Annotated in this window: 18 protein-coding genes and 1 tRNA gene; 11 read left to right on the plus strand and 8 right to left on the minus strand. The window is 69.5% G+C overall.

The features are described from left to right. Positions 1-16: 16 nt before the first annotated feature. The gene (locus tag ACQE3M_RS09795) at positions 17-355 is read right to left on the minus strand and encodes a cupin domain-containing protein (RefSeq protein ID WP_430505422.1); all 339 of its coding nucleotides are present in this window, start codon (positions 353-355) and stop codon (positions 17-19) included. A gap of 125 nt (positions 356-480) precedes the next feature. On the opposite strand from ACQE3M_RS09795, the gene ACQE3M_RS09800 reads away from it, so the two are divergent. Together ACQE3M_RS09800 and ACQE3M_RS09805 are read left to right on the plus strand one after the other, a co-directional pair. Next, positions 481-1,011 (plus strand): DUF5817 domain-containing protein, encoded by a 531-nt coding sequence (locus ACQE3M_RS09800; RefSeq protein WP_430505423.1) that lies wholly within the window; start codon positions 481-483, stop codon positions 1,009-1,011. Positions 1,012-1,149: 138 nt separating this feature from the next. Continuing rightward, positions 1,150-1,500, plus strand: coding sequence for a hypothetical protein (locus tag ACQE3M_RS09805; protein ID WP_430505424.1), 351 nt, complete (start codon positions 1,150-1,152; stop codon positions 1,498-1,500). Between the two features lie 18 nt (positions 1,501-1,518). Here ACQE3M_RS09805 and hmgA read toward each other — a convergent pair whose 3' ends face one another. Next, positions 1,519-2,736, minus strand: coding sequence for a hydroxymethylglutaryl-CoA reductase (NADPH) (hmgA, locus tag ACQE3M_RS09810; protein WP_430505425.1), 1,218 nt, complete (start codon positions 2,734-2,736; stop codon positions 1,519-1,521). Between the two features lie 81 nt (positions 2,737-2,817). Next, a complete protein-coding gene (locus ACQE3M_RS09815; RefSeq protein ID WP_430505426.1) occupies positions 2,818-4,365 on the minus strand; it encodes an amidohydrolase in 1,548 nt (515 codons plus the stop codon). Between the two features lie 173 nt (positions 4,366-4,538). On the opposite strand from ACQE3M_RS09815, the gene trpD reads away from it, so the two are divergent. Genes trpD through trpG form a run of 4 tightly spaced genes read left to right on the plus strand, consistent with a single transcriptional unit; the run spans position 4,539 to position 8,609 of the window. Next, positions 4,539-5,609 (plus strand): anthranilate phosphoribosyltransferase, encoded by a 1,071-nt coding sequence (gene trpD / locus ACQE3M_RS09820; RefSeq protein ID WP_430505427.1) that lies wholly within the window; start codon positions 4,539-4,541, stop codon positions 5,607-5,609. Continuing rightward, positions 5,609-6,253 (plus strand): phosphoribosylanthranilate isomerase, encoded by a 645-nt coding sequence (locus ACQE3M_RS09825; protein WP_430505428.1) that lies wholly within the window; start codon positions 5,609-5,611, stop codon positions 6,251-6,253. The genes trpD and ACQE3M_RS09825 overlap by 1 nt, the downstream gene beginning before the upstream one ends. Further along, positions 6,250-8,019, plus strand: coding sequence for an anthranilate synthase component I (gene trpE, locus ACQE3M_RS09830; protein ID WP_430505429.1), 1,770 nt, complete (start codon positions 6,250-6,252; stop codon positions 8,017-8,019). The genes ACQE3M_RS09825 and trpE overlap by 4 nt, the downstream gene beginning before the upstream one ends. After that, complete coding sequence (trpG, locus tag ACQE3M_RS09835; protein ID WP_430505430.1) at positions 8,016-8,609, plus strand: anthranilate synthase component II; 594 nt, start codon at positions 8,016-8,018, stop codon at positions 8,607-8,609. The genes trpE and trpG overlap by 4 nt, the downstream gene beginning before the upstream one ends. A gap of 47 nt (positions 8,610-8,656) precedes the next feature. Here trpG and ACQE3M_RS09840 read toward each other — a convergent pair whose 3' ends face one another. Next, complete coding sequence (locus ACQE3M_RS09840; RefSeq protein WP_430505431.1) at positions 8,657-8,863, minus strand: hypothetical protein; 207 nt, start codon at positions 8,861-8,863, stop codon at positions 8,657-8,659. Positions 8,864-9,317: 454 nt separating this feature from the next. Between ACQE3M_RS09840 and ACQE3M_RS09845 the strand changes: the two genes are divergently transcribed. Beyond that, on the plus strand, positions 9,318-12,464 hold the full coding sequence (locus ACQE3M_RS09845; RefSeq protein WP_430505432.1) for an adenosylcobalamin-dependent ribonucleoside-diphosphate reductase: 3,147 nt from the start codon (positions 9,318-9,320) through the stop codon (positions 12,462-12,464). A gap of 914 nt (positions 12,465-13,378) precedes the next feature. Here the strand turns inward: ACQE3M_RS09845 and udk are convergent. Next, entirely contained in the window at positions 13,379-14,071 is a 693-nt protein-coding gene (gene udk / locus ACQE3M_RS09850; protein ID WP_430505433.1) for a uridine kinase, read from the minus strand. Positions 14,072-14,279: 208 nt separating this feature from the next. On the opposite strand from udk, the gene ACQE3M_RS09855 reads away from it, so the two are divergent. The 4 genes from ACQE3M_RS09855 (at position 14,280) to ACQE3M_RS09870 (ending at position 15,953) form a co-directional block, all read left to right on the plus strand. Beyond that, on the plus strand, positions 14,280-14,846 hold the full coding sequence (locus ACQE3M_RS09855; protein ID WP_430505434.1) for a CBS domain-containing protein: 567 nt from the start codon (positions 14,280-14,282) through the stop codon (positions 14,844-14,846). A 162-nt stretch (positions 14,847-15,008) separates the two neighbouring features. After that, on the plus strand, positions 15,009-15,167 hold the full coding sequence (locus ACQE3M_RS09860; protein ID WP_430505435.1) for a hypothetical protein: 159 nt from the start codon (positions 15,009-15,011) through the stop codon (positions 15,165-15,167). A gap of 135 nt (positions 15,168-15,302) precedes the next feature. After that, the gene (locus ACQE3M_RS09865) at positions 15,303-15,827 is read left to right on the plus strand and encodes a GNAT family N-acetyltransferase (RefSeq protein WP_430505436.1); all 525 of its coding nucleotides are present in this window, start codon (positions 15,303-15,305) and stop codon (positions 15,825-15,827) included. A gap of 52 nt (positions 15,828-15,879) precedes the next feature. Then, positions 15,880-15,953, plus strand: a tRNA-Thr gene (locus ACQE3M_RS09870). A 31-nt stretch (positions 15,954-15,984) separates the two neighbouring features. Here the strand turns inward: ACQE3M_RS09870 and ACQE3M_RS09875 are convergent. Genes ACQE3M_RS09875 through ACQE3M_RS09885 form a run of 3 tightly spaced genes read right to left on the minus strand, consistent with a single transcriptional unit; the run spans position 15,985 to position 19,374 of the window. After that, complete coding sequence (locus tag ACQE3M_RS09875) at positions 15,985-18,354, minus strand: type B DNA-directed DNA polymerase (protein WP_430505437.1); 2,370 nt, start codon at positions 18,352-18,354, stop codon at positions 15,985-15,987. A gap of 1 nt (position 18,355) precedes the next feature. Beyond that, positions 18,356-18,619, minus strand: coding sequence for a DUF8156 family protein (locus tag ACQE3M_RS09880; RefSeq protein ID WP_430505438.1), 264 nt, complete (start codon positions 18,617-18,619; stop codon positions 18,356-18,358). After that, positions 18,619-19,374, minus strand: coding sequence for a hypothetical protein (locus ACQE3M_RS09885; protein ID WP_430505439.1), 756 nt, complete (start codon positions 19,372-19,374; stop codon positions 18,619-18,621). The genes ACQE3M_RS09880 and ACQE3M_RS09885 overlap by 1 nt, the downstream gene beginning before the upstream one ends. Between the last annotated feature and the right edge of the window lie 104 nt (positions 19,375-19,478).

Genomic DNA, 19,478 nt, shown 5'->3' on the forward strand with positions numbered 1-19,478 from the left:
TAAATAAGCCGCGTACTCAGTCCTGCCAGTCGGGGTTGGTTCGCGGCGGCGAGAAGATGTCGTAGCCCTCGACGGGGACGTCGCCGTCGTTGTACGCGGCGTGCGGCTCGTCGCTGGGGATGTTGTACGAGTCGCCCGCGTGCACGAGGTGCTCGACGCCGTCGATGACGAACGTCAGGGTGCCCTGCGTGACGACGCCCGCCTGCTCGTGGTGGTGGCTGTGCTCCGGGACCTCGGCGCCGGGTTCGATGAAGAACTCCTGCACGCTGGTGTCGTCGCCGGCGGCGCCCTGCGACAGGTGCACGCCGTCGACGGCTTCGGTCCGGTCGATCGCGTCGTGGTCGACGATCTCCATGTCCGGTGGAGTGGACCGATCCCTCTTAAATACGCGGGACGCCGGCACCGTGCGCCGGCTCCGTGCGCCGGCACCGTCCGACGTGGGTCCGAGGATTCAAATCCAAGGACGGGGAAACCCCGCCCATGTACGCGGTCGTCGGCTGCAACGAGTGCGGGAACATGTGGCTCGTGACGGACCCGCGGACGAGCGAGACGGCGAACTGCTCGCGCTGCGGGAAGACCCACCGGACGGCGAAGCTCAAGACCTTCTTCGAGTCCGACGACCGGACCGCCGCCCAGCAGGCCCGGTCCGCGTTGCTCGCGAAGAAGCACGGCGACAGCGCCGAGTTCGCCGACGTGGCGCACGTCGCGGAGCTCGAGGAGCAGGTCGACGAGGCCGGCGTCGACGACGCGGACTATCTCGCGGAGTCCGGGCTGGACGCCAACGAGGTGTTCGCGGCCGGCGAGCGCGCCGCCGGCGGTGGCGACGCCTCGCGCTCGCAGGACGAGATCGTCCGCGACGCGGTCAGCGAGCTCTCCGCGCCGACCGAGGAGGCAGTCGTCGAGTACGCGACGGACAGGGGGGTCCCCGCGGATCGGGCTCGCGAGCTGCTCGACCGGCTCGTTCGCGGCGGGGAGGCCTCCGAGTCCGGTGGCGAGTATCGGCTCTTATAAACCGTCGCCGGCGATGGGACAGCGAGCGGGTGTGACGCCGCACGGTCCGCGACAGCCTGCGATCCACCCTCCCGCATGCGGAGGGCAGACGGGCGTCTGACTGACGGTTTTACGTTGGGTCTTCGAAAGGGTGACTCGATGTACAGTCGGGGGCGAGTCGCCTTCGGAACCGGCGTGCTGGTCGTCGCGACCGCGCTGGCGGTCGTCGCGTCGCGGCTGGCCAGCCCCGGCCTCGGCGACCCCGTGATCGTCCGGATCCTCCTCGCGATCCTGACCGTGTTCTACGCGGGCATCGCGCTCGTGTACACCGCCGACGGGTATCCGAAGCAGGCCGCGGGCCACGTGCTCGCCTGCGTCGGGTTCGGCGTCGTGGCCGCCAGCGGCGACGGGACCGCTGCCTGGGTCGGCGTGGTCCTGCTGGCGGTCGGTGGCGGGGTCCTACTGTTCGATGCAGTCAGGCAGGGCGGGCAGGGACGAGCCCGGCCGTAGGTTTGTTTATAAGGCGGGCTATCGCCCGAGGTCGGCGTGCGCGGAGGAGAGGTGTCGCGAGCCGAGGGCGGCGAGCAGCGAGAGCTCGCCCGCGAGCGCGCCCGTCGCGATGGCCTCCGCGAGCGCGTCGGCGTTGGCGCCGGCGGGGTCGCCGCCGCCCCGGATCCCGAGCACGTCGAGGCCCTCCGCCTGCGTCGGGAGCTTCGTGCCGCCGCCGACGGTGCCGACCTCGAGGCTGGCGATGGAGACGGAGACGTAGAGGTCGCCGTCGCTCGTCACCTCCGCGGTCGTGATGGCGTTCGCGCCCTCGACGACCTGCGCCTCGTCCTGGCCCGTCGCGAGGAACATCGCGGCGACCGCGTTGGCGACGTGGGCGTTGAACCCGAGCGAGCCGGCCTTCGCGGAGCCGACGTGGTTCTTCCGGGTGTTGATCTCCGCGATGGACTCCGGCGTCGTGTCGAGGCGCTCCACGACGGTCTCCCGTGGCAGGGTCACGTCGGCGGTCACGGACCGGCCGCGCCCCTCGATGGCGTTGATGGCGGCCGGCTTCTTGTCCGAGCAGAGGTTCCCCGAGAGGGCGACGAGCGCCGCGTCCGTCTCCTCCTCGATCAGGTTACAGGCCTCGCTCGTGGCGATGGTGGCCATGTTCATCCCCATCGCGTCCTTCGTGTCGTAGCGGAACCGCAGGAAGACGGAGTTCCCCACGACGTACGTCGCGATCCCGAGCAGCTCGCCGTGGCTCGTCGTCGACTCCGCGGCCGCCGCGAGCCGACCCTCGTTGTCGCCGACCCACTCGGCGAGCGCCTCGGCCTCGGCGACGTCGTCGACCTTGAACACCGGCGCGCGCGTCATCCCCGAAGCGGTCACACGCGCGGTCGACCCCCCGGCGCTGTTGATGACCGAGCAGCCGCGGTTGATCGACGCGACGAGCGCGCCCTCCGTCGTCGCCAGCGGGAGGTAGCGCTCGCCCTCGAGCGCGTCGCCGTTGACCTGGACCGGCCCCGCGACGCCGAGCGGCACCTGCGCGGCACCGATCATGTTCTCGACGTTGGTGCCGGCCGCCTCCTCGGCGGGGAACGCGTAGTCGCCGACGGTCTCCAGGTCGGCGCCGGACTGCTCCTCGACGAGCAGCCGGCGCGCGGCCGCGGCGGTGTCGGCGTCGGCTTCCTCGCCCAGTTCGTGCAGTCGCAGCTCGCCGTCCCGGACTCGGTCCGCGAGGGCTTCGGCGGTCGTCATGGACGGGTCTGGAACGGGCGGGCGCTAAGGCGTATCGGTTCCGGGTGCGACGGCGACAGCGGAAAAGGGACCGGCGCCAGCTCAGCGCGCGTCGTGCACGACGTCGCCGTCGACGACGGTCATCGCAACGTCGATCTCCTTGATGGCGTCGGCCCGCTCCCACGGCGAGTCCTCGAGGACGACGAAGTCGGCCTTCTTGCCGGGCTCGACGGTTCCGAGCCGGTCCTCGTCGAAGCCGGCGTAGGCGGCGCCGAGGGTGTACGCTCGGAGTGCCTCCGTCACGCCGAGCTGCTGGCTCTCGGCCGGTGCGTTGACCGTCCAGTGGACGCCGAGGAGGGGGTCCATCGGCATCCCGTCGGAGCCGAACGCGAGGTTCGCGCCGGCGTCGAGCAGCGCCGGGTAGCGGTTCGTCTCCGCGGTCCGGTCGCCGATGCGGGACTCGTAGAGGCCGCCCTCGTCGGCCCACTTTAGGAAGTTCGGCTGGACGCTGGCGACGATGCCGCTCTCGCCGAAGCGCTCGATGGCCTCGTCGCTGGCGAGCTCGACGTGCTCGACGCGGTGGCGGGCCTCGCCGGCGTCGGCCTCGGTCTCGTAGGCATCGAGCACGGCGTCGACGGCGGCGTCGCCGATGGCGTGGGCGGTCACCTGGTAGCCGGCGTCGTCCGCGCGGGCGACGATCTCCGCCAGCTCGTCGGGGTCGACGACCCACTGGCCGGTCTCCCCGGGCGCGTCGTCGTAGGGCTCCGTGAGCTTCGCGGTGCGCCCGCCGAAGCTCCCGTCGGTGTACGACTTGATCGCCCCGGTCTCGACGAACTCGCTGCCGGCGTTCGTCGGGAGGCCCGTCTCGAGGAGCGCGTCGAGGTGGTGGCTCCAGTAGTTGATGCGCACGCGGGCGGTGAGCTCGTCGGCCCCGTCGAGGTCGCGGTAGACGCGCGGCGCGTGGGAGTCACGGACCATGTCGTGGAAGCCGGTGACCCCCTTCGCGTTGACGTCCGCGATGGCGGCCTCGACGATTTCCCGCGTCTCCTCCCGGTCCGGCTCGACGGCCTCGTACACCGGGTCGATCGCCGCCTCCAGGAGGACGCCCGTCGGCTCGCCGTCCTCGGTGACGACGTCGCCGTCGGGCACCGCGTCGCTCGCGAACGCGTCCGCGAACTCCTCGAGGGCGACGGAGTTGACGGAGGCGACGTGCATGTCCTCGCGAAAGGCGACGACCGGGCGGTCCCGGGCCACCTCGTCGAGGTCCTCGCGCGTGAGGTAGCGCTCCTCGACCCAGGTCGACTCGTCGTAGCCGTAGCCGAGGACCCAGTCGGCTTCTTCGGCGTCCGCTTGTGCTTCGAGCAGTTCCACGGCCTCCTCGGCCGAGTCGGCGGCCGAGAGGTCCGCGTTCACGAGGTAGCGCCCGACGGTCGTCAGGTGCGTGTGCGCGTCGATGAACCCCGGAAGCAGCACGCGCCCGTCGAGGTCGACGACGTCGGTGTCGACGCCGGCAAGAAACTCGACGTCGTAGTCGTTGCCGAGGCGGACGATCTCCCCGTCCCGGACGGCGACGGCCTCGTACGTCTCGTCGGGCTCCGTGAGGGTGTGGATCTCCCCGTTCAGGAACACCCGATCGGCGGCTTCGGTCATGGTCGTGTTCGGCGGCGCGGGGAGGTTAATCGTTCGGGAACCGGGCGGCGGTGCGGATGGTCGGCACGAGAGAGTGGGGACGCTCGCCTTCCGTGCCACCGATCCACACGACAGGCTTAAAACGATGTACAGACTTGTACATTACAAGACGAACCTATACATTGGTGACCACAATGGATTTCCAGGACACAATCGGGCGGGTGACGGACGGCGAGGATCTGACAGTCGAGGAAGCGCGCGAGGCGGCACGGACCGTCTTCGAGGACGCCACCGAGGCGCAGATCGGCGCGCTGCTTGCGGCGCTGCGCGCGAAGGGCGAGACGGAGACCGAGATCGCCGGCTTCGCGAAGGGCATGCGCGACGAGGCGCGCACCATCGAACCCGACAACGACCTGCTGGTGGACACCTGCGGGACGGGCGGGGACGACTACGACACGATCAACGTCTCCACGACGTCGGCCATCGTCGCCGCCGGCGCCGGCGTGCCGGTCGCGAAGCACGGCAACTACTCCGTCTCCTCCTCCTCGGGGAGCGCGGACGTGCTCGAGGTCGCCGGCGTCGACGTCGAGGCCGAACCGCCCGCCGTCGAGGACGCCATCGAGTCGGACGGCATCGGCTTCATGCTCGCGCCGGTGTTCCATCCCGCGATGAAGGCCGTCATCGGCCCGCGGAAGGAGCTCGGCATGCGGACCATCTTCAACGTGCTCGGGCCGCTGACGAACCCCGCCGGCGCCGACGCGCAGGTGCTCGGCGTCTACGACCCCGAACTCGTCCCCCAGATCGCCCGGTCGCTCGCGCACATGCCCGTCGAGCGCGCGCTCGTCGTTCACGGCTCCGGCATGGACGAGATCACGATCCACGACGAGACGGTCGTCGCCGAGGTCGACGGCGAGGACGTGACGGAGTACACCATCACGCCGGAGGACCTCGGGCTGGAGCAAGCCCCCATCGAAGCAGTGTCAGGCGGCTCGCCGCAGGAGAACGCCGAGGACCTCCGCGGCATCGTCGAGGGGACGGTCACCGGCCCGAAGCGCGACCTTATCCTCGCGAACGCGGGCGCCGCCATCTACGTCGCCGGCGAAGCTGATTCCCTGTCGGGGGGCGTCGAGGTCGCCGCCGAGGCGATCGACTCCGGCGCGGCCGCGGCGAAGTTCGCGGCGCTGTGCGGCGAGGACGCCGAGGGCGACACGGATAAGGGCGAGGCGACACCGGACGCCGACCCCGAAGCGCAGGTCGACGACTGATGGCCCGCGTGAAGATCTGCGGGCTGACGCGCCACGCCGACCTCCGCGCCGCGATCGACGCCGGCGCCGACGCCGTCGGCGTCATCTCCGAGGTGTCGGTCGACACGGACCGGGAGGTTGACCCGGCGACCGCCGCCGACCTGCTCGCCACGGTCCCGCCGTTCGTCACGGGCACGCTGGTCACCATGCCCGAGACGGCGGAGGACGCCGTCGACCTCGCGCGGACGGTCGGCCCGGACGCGCTCCAGCTCCACGGCGAGTGGACCGCCGACGAGGTCGCGTTCATCCGCGCGGAGACGGACACGAAAGTGGTCATCGCCGTCGACGCCGAAGAGGAGGCCGCCGCTCGCGACCTCGACGAGGCCGCGGACGCGATCCTGGTGGACTCGACGACCGAATCGGGCGCCGGCGGCACGGGCGAAACGCACGACTGGGAGGCCACCGGCCGCCTGGCCGACGAACTCACCTCGCCCGTGATTCTGGCGGGGGGACTGACGCCCGAGAACGTCGCCGAGGCCGTCGCCGTCGCCGACCCGTTCGCGGTCGACGTCGCCTCGGGCGTCGAGCGCGAGGCGGGGAGGAAGGATCACAACGCCGTCGCCCGCTTCGTCCGCAACGCCGGTCGCGAGGTCGAGCTGGCATGACCGGGTCCGCCGAGGAATCGGCTGCGGAACCCACCCCTGACGGCGCCCCCGCGCTCTCCATCGACCGCGAGGCGTTCGTGGAACACGCGTCCGAGGCTGACCGCCCCGCCGTCATCCGCGTGGCGGCGCCCATCGCCGCCGACGTGACGCCGCTGGCGGCCTACGAGGCGCTCGCGGACCGGAGCGAGCACAGCTTCCTGCTGGAGTCCGCGGAGAAGATCCCCTCTAGCGACCCGGACGGCGCGTTCGCGGCCGGCACCGACGCCGACCGGCACGCGCGTTACTCGTTCGTCGGCTACGACCCCGAGGCCGTTCTCTCCGTCTATCCGGACCACACCGAGCTGGAGCAGCTCGGCCCCGGCGCGGAGCTGCTCGAGGAGGCCGGCGGGCCCGACGCGGGCGACACACTCGACCGCGTCAGCGACGCGTTCCCGGACGTCGAGCGCCGCGCGTTCCCGGAGACGAGCCGCCAGACGCTCTCGGGCGGGTTCGTCGGCTTCCTCGCGTACGACGCGGTCTACGACCTCTGGCTCGAGGAGGTCGGCGTCGAGCGTCCCGAGGCGGTCGTCCCCGACGCGGAGTTCTGCCTGACGACGCGGACCCTCGTCTTCGACGACGTCGACGACAGCGTCGAGCTCGTGTTCACGCCCATCGTCCGCGACGGCGACGACGCGGGCGCCATCTACGACGAGATCGCGACGGAGGCCGCGAGCGTCGCCGCCGACCTCCGGACCGCGACGGTCCCGGAGCACGACGGCTTCGTGCAGACGGGCGAGACGGCCGGCCCGCAGGACGAGTACGAGGCCGCCGTCGAGCAGGCGAAGGAGCACGTCGTCGACGGCGACGTGTACCAGGCCGTCATCTCGCGGACGCGCGAGCTGACCGGCGAGGTCGACTCGCTGGGCCTCTACGAGGCGCTGCGCGACGTGAACCCCTCGCCGTACATGTACGTGCTGCGCCACGGGGACCGCTCCATCGTCGGCGCGAGCCCGGAGACGCTCGTTTCGGTGCAGGGCGACCGCGTCGTCTCGAACCCCATCGCGGGCACCTGCCCGCGCGGAACGAGTCCCGTCGAGGACCGCCGGCTCGCGGGCGAGATGCTCGCGGACGACAAGGAGCGCGCCGAGCATACGATGCTCGTCGACCTCGCGCGCAACGACGTCCGCCGGGTGAGCGAGCCCGGTTCCGTCCGCGTCGAGGAGTTCATGAACGTGCTGAAGTACAGCCACGTCCAGCACATCGAGTCGACTGTCACCGGCACCCTCGCCGGCGACGCCGACGTCTTCGACGCGACACGGGCGGCGTTCCCCGCGGGGACGCTCACCGGCGCGCCGAAGGTCCGCGCGATGGAGATCATCGACGACCTCGAGCGATCGCCCCGCGGCGTCTACGGCGGCGGCGTCGGCTACTACTCGTGGACCGGCGACGCGGACTTCGCGATCGTCATCCGGACCGCGACGGTCGAGCACGACGTCGCGACCGAGCGCAGCAGCGATGGCGGCACCGAGCGCGGCAGCGACGGCGGCACCGAGGACCGGATCACCGTCCGGGCCGGCGCCGGACTCGTCGCCGACTCGGTGCCGGAATCGGAGTACGAGGAGACCGAGCAGAAGATGGACGGAGTGCTGACCGCGGTCGACCGGATTCGCGAGGAAGCGCCGGAGGACGGCGTCGCGAGCGACGACGCCGTCGCCGGCGACCGCGAGGAAGTCGCCGACGCCGCCAGCGACGGCGACGAAGCCGCCGACGCGGGAGGTGACCAATGAACGTCACGTTCGTCGACAACTACGACTCGTTCACGTACAACCTCGTGGAGTACGTCTCCGAGCAGCCGATCGCCGACGGCGTGGAGACGACCGTCTTAAAAAACAAGGCGTCGCTCGCGGACGTGGCCGACACCGACCCGGGCGCCATCGTCATCAGTCCCGGGCCGGGCCACCCAAAACACGACCGCGACGTCGGCGTGACGATGGACGTCCTCCGGGAGCTGTCGCCCGAGGTCCCGACGCTCGGCGTCTGCCTCGGGCTGGAGGCGGCCGTCTACGAGTACGGCGGCGAGGTCGGCCACGCGCCGGAGCCGATCCACGGGAAGGCGTTCCCCGTCGACCACGACGGCGAGGGCGTGTTTGCGGGGCTCGACCAGGGCTTCCGGGCGGGGCGGTACCACTCGCTCGTCGCGACCGAAGTGCCGGAGGAGTTCGACGTGACGGCGACGACGGACCACGAGGGCGAGACGCTCGTCATGGGCGTTCGCCACGAGGCGTACCCCATCGAGTGCGTGCAGTTCCACCCGGAGAGCGTGCTGACTGGGGCCGGCCACGACGTAATCCGGAACTTCCTGACCGAGGTTGCGTAGAAGCGTTGCGGGCGACGACGGCTCCGGAATCCCGTCGGCGGCGCCGCTTACACCGGACTCAGTCCGAACATCGACAGCAACAGTAGCAGGCCGACGATGACCGCCGCGATGGTCACGATCTTCCACGCCAGCGACAGCAGGAAGCGACCGATGATGAGTACGACGGCGATGCCGATCAGCGCGAGCAGGATCCGGCCGAGCGGCGACGCGAAGATGCCCGGCTGGAGGAGCACGGCTGGCAGTTCGGTTAGCATGTGCTGCCAAATGGGTAGCCACGGCATAAGTTTGTGGGCGCCGCTAGCCGGGGATTTCGCGATGATCCCCGACTATCATTGAAATCTGATAGGTATCGCTGTCTACGGGGGACGATCTATCCACGATCATCCAGCGGATCTGGTTCGGTACCATGGCCACACCTTGCACGGTCGTCGTTGGAACGCCCCCTCGGTTCGACTGTATATCAGGTCGCTGTCGCCTGATTTATCAGGTTCCATTTCTACTTTCACTCCGGTGGGGGCACCCTTTTGTACGCTCCACCCGCATTAGTTGAGTGTACGAGCGCGGAGTGCCGCGCACCAAGGAATCGATACTAAGCTATCGAACAGATCGCCGCCTACTGGACCGGGAGCGGAACGCTAAAGAGGTCCACTACACCACTACGAAACCACGATAGATGACTACTGTACCATACGGAGGGCGGTCCGCGCAATGAGCGGGACGGACCTCACAGCCGACGAGCTGGAACGACCGATCAAACGAGTCGAGGGCGACACGATGGAGGAGCGCCTGACGGACAACGCGTACCACAACATCCTCCCGGCGCGCTACCTCCGGAAGGACGCCAACGGCGACACCATCGAGAGCCAGGAGGAGCTGTTCGTCCGCGTCGCGAAGAACATCGCGCTCGCGGAGGCCGTCTTCGAGGCCGAGAAGCGCGACGTCGAGGTCACGGTCACGCCGGACCAGCTCAAGCCCGACCACCCGCGTCGCGACGAGCTCGCCGAGGAGGTCTTCGGCACGGGCACCGCCGTCGACGACGACGTCGAGACGACGCTGACCGCTCACAACGTCAACAAGTTCGCGTACGACACCATCGTCCCCGAGCTCGACGACGAGATCCGGGCCCACGTCGAGGACGTTGCCGACCAGTTCCGCGAGGGGATGGAGAACCTCTCGTTCATGCCGAACTCGCCGACGATCATGAACGCGGGCGACGAGCTCCAGCAGCTCTCCGCGTGTTTCGTCGACTCCCCCGAGGACGACATCACGAACATCCACCAGACCGCGAAGGAGGCCGCCGAGGTCTTCCAGTCCGGCGGTGGCATGGGGTACGCGTTCTGGAAGCTCCGGCCGTACGGCGACTCCGTCGGCTCGACCGGCGGCATCGCCTCCGGGCCGATCACCTTCATGCGGACGTTCGACCAGATGTGCGAGACGATCGCGCAGGGCGGCGCGCGCCGCGGTGCCCAGATGGGCGTCATGCGCGTCTCGCACCCGGACGTCATCCAGTTCATCCACTCGAAGAACAAGGACGTCTCGCTGGCCCACTCGCTGCGCCTCAACGACCCCGACGACTACACGCACAACTCCTTCAAGGAGGCGCTCGAGGAGGCCCGCGAGCTCATCGACGACGAGGGGCGCGTCCCCAAGCACCTCCGGAACGCCGTCGAGGGCCACCTCTCGAACTTCAACATCTCGGTCGGCGTCACCGACGACTTCATGGAGGCGCTGTACAACGACGAGGAGTTCACCTTCACGAACCCGCGCACGGGTGAGCCCCACATCGCGACCGCGGAGACGAAGGAGCTGTACGACATGTTCGGGCTCGGCGATTACGTCGAGGTCGGCGAGGAGCTCTCCATCCCCGCCCAGGAGCTGTGGGACGACATGATCGAGGGCGCCCACGAGAACGGCGAACCGGGCGTCATCTACCTCGAGCGCGTCAACAAGAAGCACTCCTTCGACGTCGAGGAGCACCCCGAGCACCGCATCCTCGCGACGAACCCGTGCGGCGAGCAGCCGCTGGAGGAGTACGAGGCCTGTAACCTCGGCCACATCAACCTCTCCACGCTGGCCGACCTCGACGCGCCCGACTGGCGCGTCTGGTCGGACGAGCACGGCGACGAGTACGACACCCAGGAGGAGGCCGTCGCGGCGTACCTCGAGAACGCCATCGACTTCGAGGAGTTCGACGACCGCATCGAGTACGGCACGCGCTTCCTCGAGAACGTCGTCACGATGTCCGACTTCCCGGTCGACGAGATCGAGCAGAAGGTCCGCGACATGCGGAAGATCGGCCTCGGCGTCATGGGTCTCGCGCAGCTGTACGTCCAGCTCGGCGTCCGCTACGGCTCCGACGCCGGCAACGAGATCGCCCGGCAGCTGATGACCCACATCAACCACCGGTCGAAGGACGCCTCCCACGAGCTTGCCCAGGAGCGCGGCACGTTCAACGACTGGGCGGACTCCAAGTACGCGAACCCGACGCAGTACCCCGACTGGTTCGAGCACCACACGGGCGAGGACCCCGAGGACTGGGCGGACGGCTACCCGATCCGCAACCACAACACGACGACGATCGCCCCGACGGGGACGACGTCGATGATCGGCAACACGACCGGCGGCTGTGAGCCGATCTACAACGTCGCCTTCTACAAGAACGTCTCCGACGACGTCCAGGGCGACGAGATGCTCGTCGAGTTCGACGACTACTTCCTCCGCACGCTGGAGGCCAACGACGTCGACGTCGACGCCGTCAAGAAGGAGGCCCAGGAGCAGATGGCCGCCAACGAGTTCGACGGCGTCGACGGGCTCACGACGGTCCCGGACGCCATCGGCGAGCTGTTCGTCGTCACCGGCGACCTCTCCGGCAAGCAGCACGCGGCGGTCCAGACCGCCTGCCAGGAGGGCGTCGACTCCGCCATCTCGAAGACCTGTAACTTCCCGAACTCGGCATCGCCCGAGGACATGGACGAGGTGTACCGCTACATCTACGACAACGGCGGCAAGGGCGTCACCGTCTACCGCGACGGCACGCGCTCGAAGCAGGTCCTCACGACTCGCGCGAAGAACGCCGAGTTCGCCGACGAGACCGAGGCCGCGGAGACCATCGTCGACCAGATCAACGAGGTCTTCGGCGGCGTCGAGGCGTTCCTCGACAACGAGGACGTCCAGGCGCAGATCGACGAGGAGATCTCGGACCTGCTCGAAGCGACCGAGCAGCCGAACGTCGACTACACCGAGACGCGCCCGCGTCCGGACTCGCTGAACGGCGTCACCCAGCGTATCGAGACGGGCTACGGCAAGCTCTACATCACGATCAACGAGGGCGAGGCCGGCCAGCCGTTCGAGCTCTTCGCGAACATCGGTCACTCCGGTGGGTACACGAACTCCTTCACCGAGGCGCTCGCGAAGGTCATCTCGACGGCGCTCCGTTCGGGCGTCGACCCCGAGGAGATCGTCGACGAGCTGCAGGGCACCCGCAGCCCGAAGGTCGCCTGGGACAAGGGTGAGCAGATCCAGTCCATCCCGGACGCCATCGGCACGGCCCTGCGCCGCTACCTCGACGACGAGGTCGACAAGGGCATTCCCCAGCAGCAGCAGCTCGACGAGGTCGAGAACCCTGACGAAGCCGACGCCGCACCCGGTCGCCAGACCGACGGCGGCGCGGCCGTCGACTCGGAGCCCGCCGCGGGCCCGAGCGCGGGCGAATCGACCGGTGACGACCAGCAGAGCAACGTGCAGGACCTCATCGCGGCCGGCGAGGCCCCCGAGTGTCCGGAGTGCGGCGGCATGAACCTCTACTACTCGGAAGGCTGCAAGACGTGCGAGTCGTGCGGCTGGTCCGAGTGCTAAGTTCGGGCGTTCGCTAAGCTGATTGCGGTTTTCGCGTCTTTCTTCGTTCTTTCGAGTTCGATAGTGGCGTCTGCGTTGGTGCTGATCCTGCTACACTGATTTACAGCAGCCGGAAATCCTGCCGGTCTTTATAAGCGAACGGTTGGACAGGTGCAGACGCTGCTGCGCTTGCCAGCACCGCAAACACCCAGTAGGCCCTCGGCCGCTCGCTACGCGCAGGTTTGGACAGGTGATACGATCTTGCTCTTGACAGCACCGCAGCCTCCTCGAAAGCCCTCGGCCGCTCGCGGTCGCTGAGCAGGATATCTGGACCTCTCCGCACCACCCGGTCCAGATAGTGCCTGTCTCAGCGACTCCCCTCCGGCGCGACCGGCCATCGCCCTTTCAGTCCGCCAGGACCGCGAAAGCACAAACCGCGACAGCAACGCGACCGCACAGCAACCGCAAGCCTCAGCCCTCCCCAGCCTCGGCCGGGGCGCGCCGGGACCGCAACGCGCGGCGCGCCCCGCCCTCCCTCGCACGCGTTGCTCGCGCGCGCCCGAACCTGCGCCGCGACTGCCCAGCAGCCGCCGCGAACGACGCTCGGGCCACCACTCCCGGGCGGGACTGAAAGGGGCAGCCGGCGAGCGGGACGCTCTGCGACGCTAGCACCGCAATCCCGGCGAGCGAACGCAGTGAGCGAGCCGGGTGAGGAGCACAGCGAGCAGCGCGACCTCTCGCCGGCTGGGGCTTTCTGGGTGTGCTGAGTGGTATGAGAAGCGTCGATAACTGACTTTATTTATAAGCTCGACCGCGCAGCAGCCCGACATTTCTACGTATACTGAGCGTGTCGCGGACGAGAACGGACAGCCACCCGAGCCACTAGGAACAGTCGACGAAGAAACGCGTCTACGAGACAGCAACGGAGAAGAGCGTTAACTTTCAGTATCGAGCGTCACGCCGTCGGCGAGTTCGCCTTCGACGCTTCCACGATCCCAGCTCCGCACCGCGTCGCCGTCGACCTCGGCGTGGATCTTCTCCTCGAGGAGGTTCACGGCGACGCTGTTCGCGCCCTCGGGGATGATCAGGTCGGCGTGCTTCTTCGTCGGCTCGATGAACTGCTCGTGCATCGGCTTCACCGTGGAGAGGTACTGGTCCATGACGCCCTCGAGGTCGCGGCCGCGCTCGACGACGTCGCGGTCGATGCGCCGGAGGATGCGCACGTCCGCGTCGGTCTCGACGTACAGCCGGAGGTCGAGCATCTCGTTGATCGCCTCGTCGTACAGCGCGAAGATGCCCTCGAGGACGATGACGTCCGTGGGCTCGACGGTGACGCGCTCGTCCTTGCGGTTGTGGATCTCGAAGTCGTACTGGGGCATCTCGACCGACTGCCCCTCCAGCAGCGCCTCGAGCTGTTCGCGAAGGAGGTCCCACTCGAAGGCTGATGGGTGGTCGTAGTTCACGTTCGCCCGCTCCTCGAAGTCGAGATGCGAGAGATCCTCGTAGTAGTTGTCGATCGGGATTCTGGTGACCGAGTCGTCGACGTTCTGCGTGACGAGCCGCGCCACCGTCGTCTTCCCCGCGCCGGTGCCACCGGCGATCCCGATCACGAACGACGGAATGGCCATATCTCCGACTGAGGGCGGGACGCGTTTGAACCCTGCTTTTTGCACCCGACTGGGGCTCAACTCTCAGCGGCGACGCTCGACCGTGTCGCTCAGTACTCACAAACCCGACCGCGAACGCGGTCCGCCGCATCGAACTCGAAGCTTACGCGGCAAGCGGTATAACTCTACTGTAGGCACTTTTTACACCTCTCACGCCGTTCCTTTTAGTATGCGTGACGGTACCACGGTTCGCGACCTGATGCACCGGGAGTTTCTGGGCGTCAGCGAGTCGGACGATCTCGCCGACGCCGCCGAACTCATGCTGAGCGAGGGCGCCGATTGTCTGGTCGTGCTCCGCGGCGGCGAGGCGGTGGGCTGTCTCACCCCGCGGAGCGCGCTGACCGCGCTCCTCGAGGACGGGCAGCTCGAGGGGGCAACCGTCGGCGACGTGATGGAACCCCCGGTCCCGACGATCGAGGCGGACGAACAGGTGGCCGTCGCCGAAGAGCGGCTGGTGACCGAGGGCACCGGCCGACTCATCGTCACCGTCGACGAGGAAGCCGTCGGCGTCGTTACGGAGCGGGACGTGCTCGCGGCGACTCCGATGCGTCGCGCGCCCGAGCGGGAGATCCAGCGCGAGACCGGCGCCGAACGCGAGGCCGCCACCTCGACGCAGGAGGTCGGTGACACTGCGGGCGTCGTCACCCAGAGCATCTGCGAGCAGTGTGGCGCGCTCACGGCCGACCTGGATCGGTCCAACGGAAAGCTGCTCTGTCAGGACTGTCTGGAGGTGTAGCAGCGACCTCCCGGTCGCTCCCCGCCGTCCGACCGGCGGCGTCGCACTATACGCCCGGTAACGAGAATTTCGTCAACGACACCGTGGATGGAGACCGGTGGAGCGGGACGCTGCCGACGAAAATCCGACAACAGTTTCCCCTTCGCTCCTCGAACCTACCACATGACAGTGGTAGGCCACCTCGGTCTCGAGCACCCGAACCTCGCGTGGATCCTTGCGAGCGCACTGATCGCCTTCGGCCTCGGTCTGGGACTCAACCTCCGTCGATCGCTGGGGGACGACTCGGTCGACGACGAGGTGCTGGCCGAGGACGGGTCGTAGTCGCGACAACAACCCGACGGCTCGGCGTTCTGGGCTTTTGAAACACGCCGAGGTCGCCGATGGCTCCGGAGCGACCCTGCCGAACGGTACCTTCGCGGCGACAGGTTCAATCCGCGCCCACACCTTCGGGCTGGTATGCGCCTGACGCCGGCGACGACGGACGACGTCGACGCCATCGTCGACCTCTGGGTCGACCTGGCCAGCGACCAGCGGCAACACGGGTCACACGTCCGCGCGGATCCCAGTCGGGGCGCCGTCCGGGAAACCGTCGGTCGGCAGGTCGTGACCGGCTACGTCACCGTCGCCCGCGACGACGACGCGGTCGCCGGCTTCGTGATGGCCTCGATCGACCGTGGCGGCTACGACCAGGACGTGACACGCGGCGTCGTCAACGCGATCTACGTCCGCCCCGAGTTCCGCGACGACGGCGTCGGCGGCGAGCTGTTGCGAGCAGCCGAACGCACGCTGGCCGAGGCCGGTGCGGACGTCGTCGCCCTCGAAGCGATGGCCGCGAACGAGGACGCCCGCCGCTTCTATCGCACGCACGGCTACGAGCCACACCGCGTCGAGCTGGAGAAGCCTCTCGACGAGCGAGCCAAAGGCGGAACCGAGAGCGGGACCGACGGAGCCGACCGCGACGAATCCCTCGACTCGACGTGAACTCGGCCGGAAACGATACTGACAAAACCGGGGATGCGTTACCTTCGCCTGCGCCAGGGGAGCATGGGCGGTTCATGCACTCGACTTGTAATCGAGACTTCCGGGGTTCAAATCCCTGCCCTGGCTTGGTCCGTTTTCCGACAGCTAGCGAACTGGTTTAAAACGCCGATAGCGACGCGTTCCGGTCCCCAGCCAGGTACGTGCGGATCCGCCCGCGGTCCCAGCCGAACGGGAGCGTGACGCTCTCGGCGGCCCGGATCAGCTGCTCGGCGTAGGCCTCGGCGTCGTAGTCCGTCGGGTCCTCGAACGCGAGACGGACGCGGGCGAGCTGGCGGTCCGCGTCGTCGTCGGTGACGACGTACTCCACGTCCTGTCCGGCGTGGAAAGTGACGGCGGTGTCCTCCGCACGCCGGAGCGCCGCTGCCGTCCGGGTGTTCCGGCTGTACTCCGCGGGCGCCTTCGAGAGGCGCGTCCGGATGGTCAGGTCCGCGGGGTCGACGGCGCCCGATCGAAGCTCCTGAAGCTGTGCCGACAGGCGGTCACAGACCGCTTCGGGCCGCGGGTCGCTGTCGAGCACGTCGATCAGCTCGCGCTGGCAGTCGGCGACAAACTCCGGTGTGCTGCGCTGGCGACACTCGATGCCGCGGTACTTGTACCCCTCGCCGGTGGCGGGGTCGGCGTCGACGCCGGCCTTCCGGCCGAAGTAGCGCGTCAGCGCGCCGCCGCGGCCGCCGACCGGGCCGCCGTCGTTGCGCCGCGGGAGCAGACAGAGCCAGTCGTACTCGGCCTCGACCTCCAGCTCGACGTCGACGGCGTCGGTCACGTCGGCGGCGAGATCGGCGGCGGGTTCGGGGTCGCGGGGAGCGCTCTCGGCGTGCTCGTCGTCCGGCGTCACCCAGAGGCTGTCGACGATGCCGTGAACGGCGCGCCAGCCGCCCGCCTCGAAGCGCTCCTTCGCCGCGAGGAGTACGTCGCGAGCGTACGCGTTGATCGCCTCGTGGCACTCGATGCGCCCGAACTTCGCGTTCCGGTAGCCCTGGTAGCCGAAACAGGAGACGAGGATCCACTTGATCGCGGCTGACTTCGCGCTGGCCGACCCCGCGAGGGCGTCGTCGCCGGCGCGCTCGGCCGCGGCGGCGACGCGCTTGAACCACGCGCGGTCGTCGAGCAGCGGGCCGAGCACGTCGCCGAGGAAGCCCGGCTCCTCGCAGATGGACCAGCCGAGCTCGGGGACGTCGGCGGTATCACAGCAGTCGCAGGCGACGGTCTCGGGGCTGACGTTGTACTCGCGGATGACGTTCGGGTACAGCGACGCGAAGTCCACCTCGCGGACGTTCTCGTATCGGCCGTGGTTCGGCGCCAGCGTCGCCCCGCCGCGGTCGCCGGCGTGCAGCGTCCCCACGTCGACGAACGCCTCGGGCTCCCACTTCTGCCAGGGGACGAGCACGCCCCGCGCGAGCGCCTCGCGGGTCTGGATCGCCGTGAGGATCGTCCCGATGCTCGCCCACGCCGTCTCCTGGAGCGGGCGCGCCGACCGGCGGGCGAGGTAGGAGAGCCCGTCGAGGCGCGCCTCCGCCCAGAGGAACGAGCTCGACGTGTCGACGATGGCCCGGCCGGGGACCGCGTACCGCGACGGGGAGTGGCCCGTTCGCCCGTAGCTCTCGAACGTGCTCCGCCCGGCGAGCTTCGCGTAGCTGTCGGCGCCGACGTCGCCGTCGCGCGAGAGCGGGAGCGAGACGTCGTGCGCGACCGCGCGCTCCGCGAGCAGGGGGATCAGGTCCGCCGACGAGACGACGAGGACGTCCGGATCGCCCTCGCGGAGGCGACGCGCGAGCGTCCGGAGGCTCGCTTCGGGGCCGCCCTCGCCGCCGCCGGTGCCGCCACCGGTGCCGCTGCCGGCGCAGACCTCGCCGTCGATCCGGAGGGCCGAAACGTTCCGTTCCGCGAGCGCGTCTTTCCCGAGCCCGATCCGGAGTACGCGCAGTGACGCGTCCTCGCCCGGCATGGGGTCCGGTTCCGTCGCCAGCGCGTAGCGCAGTCCGGGCTCGAAGTCGACGTTGTATAGCTTCAGCGTCCCCGGCGCGTGGCGGTCCGGCTCGTACTCGTCGCGGATCCGCCGCGCGACCCGCGCCGGCGCGCCGATGGCGGTATCGATGCGGAGGACCGCCTCCCGCTCGTCCGGGTCGGCGTGGAGGCTGGTTCGCCAGCGCTCGGTGTCGACGCCGGCGACGGCGGGCCAGTCGGCGACGGTCTCGCCGAGCGCCGTCAGCGCCGCGTCCGGCCCCGAGACGTAGATCGTCGGGCAGTAGTCGTCGACGACGCGACGTTCGAGGCCCGCGTCCGTCCGGTGCCACTCGACGGCGACGGTGTCGTTCGGGCAGACGGGATTCAGGGCGCGGTCGGCAGCCGCGGGGCTCTCGGCGGCAGCGGCGGAATCGGCGGTATCGTCGCGGTCGCCAGCGCCGTCGCCAGCACGACCGCCGGCGACGTCCACGGCGCTCGCGTCGCGGAAGTCGACGGTGAACATCTCATTCCCCCGCCCGCTCCAGCTCGTCGACGCACTCGCGGAGCTGCCGGAGCTCCCGCTCCTGGGAGAGCAGGATTGACACGAGCACGGCCATCTCGGGGTCCGTCGCGTTCTGGTGGCTGGCGGCGTCGGCGTGGTCGCGAACGCGCGCGAACAGGCGGTCGAAGTCGTCGCGATGGCGCTTCCGGAGCGCGCGCCGGTAGGCGCTCCAGCGCGCCTCGTAGCCGTCGAGGAAGTCCCGGAAGGTGGGGTTCGTCCGGCCCATCAGACGGCCCCCCAGTCGGCGTCCGTGCGGTCGAGCAGCCCGGCGGTGTCGATCTCGGGCGCGATGGGCGGGTTGGCGCCGACGAGGTCCGGGTCCGCGCTGGCGACGGAGGGACGCATGGAGTTGCCGAGCACGGCCGGGCGGTCGACCGCCGGCGTCGTGCCGCAGACGTCCACCCAGTACGGGACGGTCGTCTGCCAGAAGCCCGTGCCCCAGTAGCCCGGCGTGACGTAGTCGTCGCCCTCGAAGGCGACGCCCTCGGCCGTGGATCTGGCCTCGAGCTCGCGGTCGGCCGTGGCGAGGATGCGCTCCGTCGCGTGGTCGTCGCGCTCGACGGTGACGAGGACCGCGGCGTCGACGGCGGCCGCGAGTTCCGCGAGGATGGACAGCGTCGAGCGCAGGAGCCGCGTCGCGCGCTCGTCCGGGAGGTCGGGGTCGCGATAGAGGCTCGCGAGGCAGGGGGCGACGACGAGGTCCGTCGCCGGCGTCGCCTCCGCGACGAGGCGGCGAGCGATGCTGTGGTGCTGGTAGGCCGTGAAGGCGCGGGCGATGCGCAAGTCATCGAGGCGCGCGGTGCCCGGCGCGAGTTCGTAGAGGGTGTACGTCGAGGCGTTGTTGCGCGCGTCGAGCCAGAGGGCCTCGTCGGCGCGCCCGAGCTCGTCGACGACGAGCCGGTGGAGCGAGCTGTCTCGGGGCGATTCGCGACGTAACGCGGTGACGTCGCCGGCGTCGAGCTGCGGCAAGTCGGGGTGCATGGGCGGACGTACGTGGGCCTCGGAAAAAGGCGCGAGCCATACCCCCCCAGTGGAAGTGAAACTGGAAGCGGGGCGGTGGAGGTAGTGTTGGCGGCTCGACCGCG

The organism is Halosubterraneus shenae (assembly GCF_050510935.1).
In the GTDB taxonomy this organism is placed as follows: Archaea; Halobacteriota; Halobacteria; order Halobacteriales; family Haloferacaceae; genus JBDGPU01.

What these genes read in the sequence shown, in the direction of transcription:
- ACQE3M_RS09855 (WP_430505434.1), top strand. Translation starts at nt 14,280, where the DNA reads ATGCGTGACGGTACCACGGTTCGCGACCTGATGCACCGGGAGTTTCTG.
- ACQE3M_RS09885 (WP_430505439.1), bottom strand. Translation starts at nt 19,374, where the DNA reads ATGCACCCCGACTTGCCGCAGCTCGACGCCGGCGACGTCACCGCGTTA.
- ACQE3M_RS09840 (WP_430505431.1), bottom strand. Translation starts at nt 8,863, where the DNA reads ATGCTAACCGAACTGCCAGCCGTGCTCCTCCAGCCGGGCATCTTCGCG.
- ACQE3M_RS09865 (WP_430505436.1), top strand. Translation starts at nt 15,303, where the DNA reads ATGCGCCTGACGCCGGCGACGACGGACGACGTCGACGCCATCGTCGAC.
- trpE (WP_430505429.1), top strand. Translation starts at nt 6,250, where the DNA reads ATGACCGGGTCCGCCGAGGAATCGGCTGCGGAACCCACCCCTGACGGC.
- ACQE3M_RS09805 (WP_430505424.1), top strand. Translation starts at nt 1,150, where the DNA reads ATGTACAGTCGGGGGCGAGTCGCCTTCGGAACCGGCGTGCTGGTCGTC.
- trpG (WP_430505430.1), top strand. Translation starts at nt 8,016, where the DNA reads ATGAACGTCACGTTCGTCGACAACTACGACTCGTTCACGTACAACCTC.
- ACQE3M_RS09800 (WP_430505423.1), top strand. Translation starts at nt 481, where the DNA reads ATGTACGCGGTCGTCGGCTGCAACGAGTGCGGGAACATGTGGCTCGTG.
- ACQE3M_RS09825 (WP_430505428.1), top strand. Translation starts at nt 5,609, where the DNA reads ATGGCCCGCGTGAAGATCTGCGGGCTGACGCGCCACGCCGACCTCCGC.
- ACQE3M_RS09815 (WP_430505426.1), bottom strand. Translation starts at nt 4,365, where the DNA reads ATGACCGAAGCCGCCGATCGGGTGTTCCTGAACGGGGAGATCCACACC.
- ACQE3M_RS09860 (WP_430505435.1), top strand. Translation starts at nt 15,009, where the DNA reads ATGACAGTGGTAGGCCACCTCGGTCTCGAGCACCCGAACCTCGCGTGG.
- ACQE3M_RS09845 (WP_430505432.1), top strand. Translation starts at nt 9,318, where the DNA reads ATGAGCGGGACGGACCTCACAGCCGACGAGCTGGAACGACCGATCAAA.
- ACQE3M_RS09795 (WP_430505422.1), bottom strand. Translation starts at nt 355, where the DNA reads ATGGAGATCGTCGACCACGACGCGATCGACCGGACCGAAGCCGTCGAC.
- ACQE3M_RS09880 (WP_430505438.1), bottom strand. Translation starts at nt 18,619, where the DNA reads ATGGGCCGGACGAACCCCACCTTCCGGGACTTCCTCGACGGCTACGAG.
- ACQE3M_RS09875 (WP_430505437.1), bottom strand. Translation starts at nt 18,354, where the DNA reads ATGTTCACCGTCGACTTCCGCGACGCGAGCGCCGTGGACGTCGCCGGC.
- udk (WP_430505433.1), bottom strand. Translation starts at nt 14,071, where the DNA reads ATGGCCATTCCGTCGTTCGTGATCGGGATCGCCGGTGGCACCGGCGCG.
- hmgA (WP_430505425.1), bottom strand. Translation starts at nt 2,736, where the DNA reads ATGACGACCGCCGAAGCCCTCGCGGACCGAGTCCGGGACGGCGAGCTG.
- trpD (WP_430505427.1), top strand. Translation starts at nt 4,539, where the DNA reads ATGGATTTCCAGGACACAATCGGGCGGGTGACGGACGGCGAGGATCTG.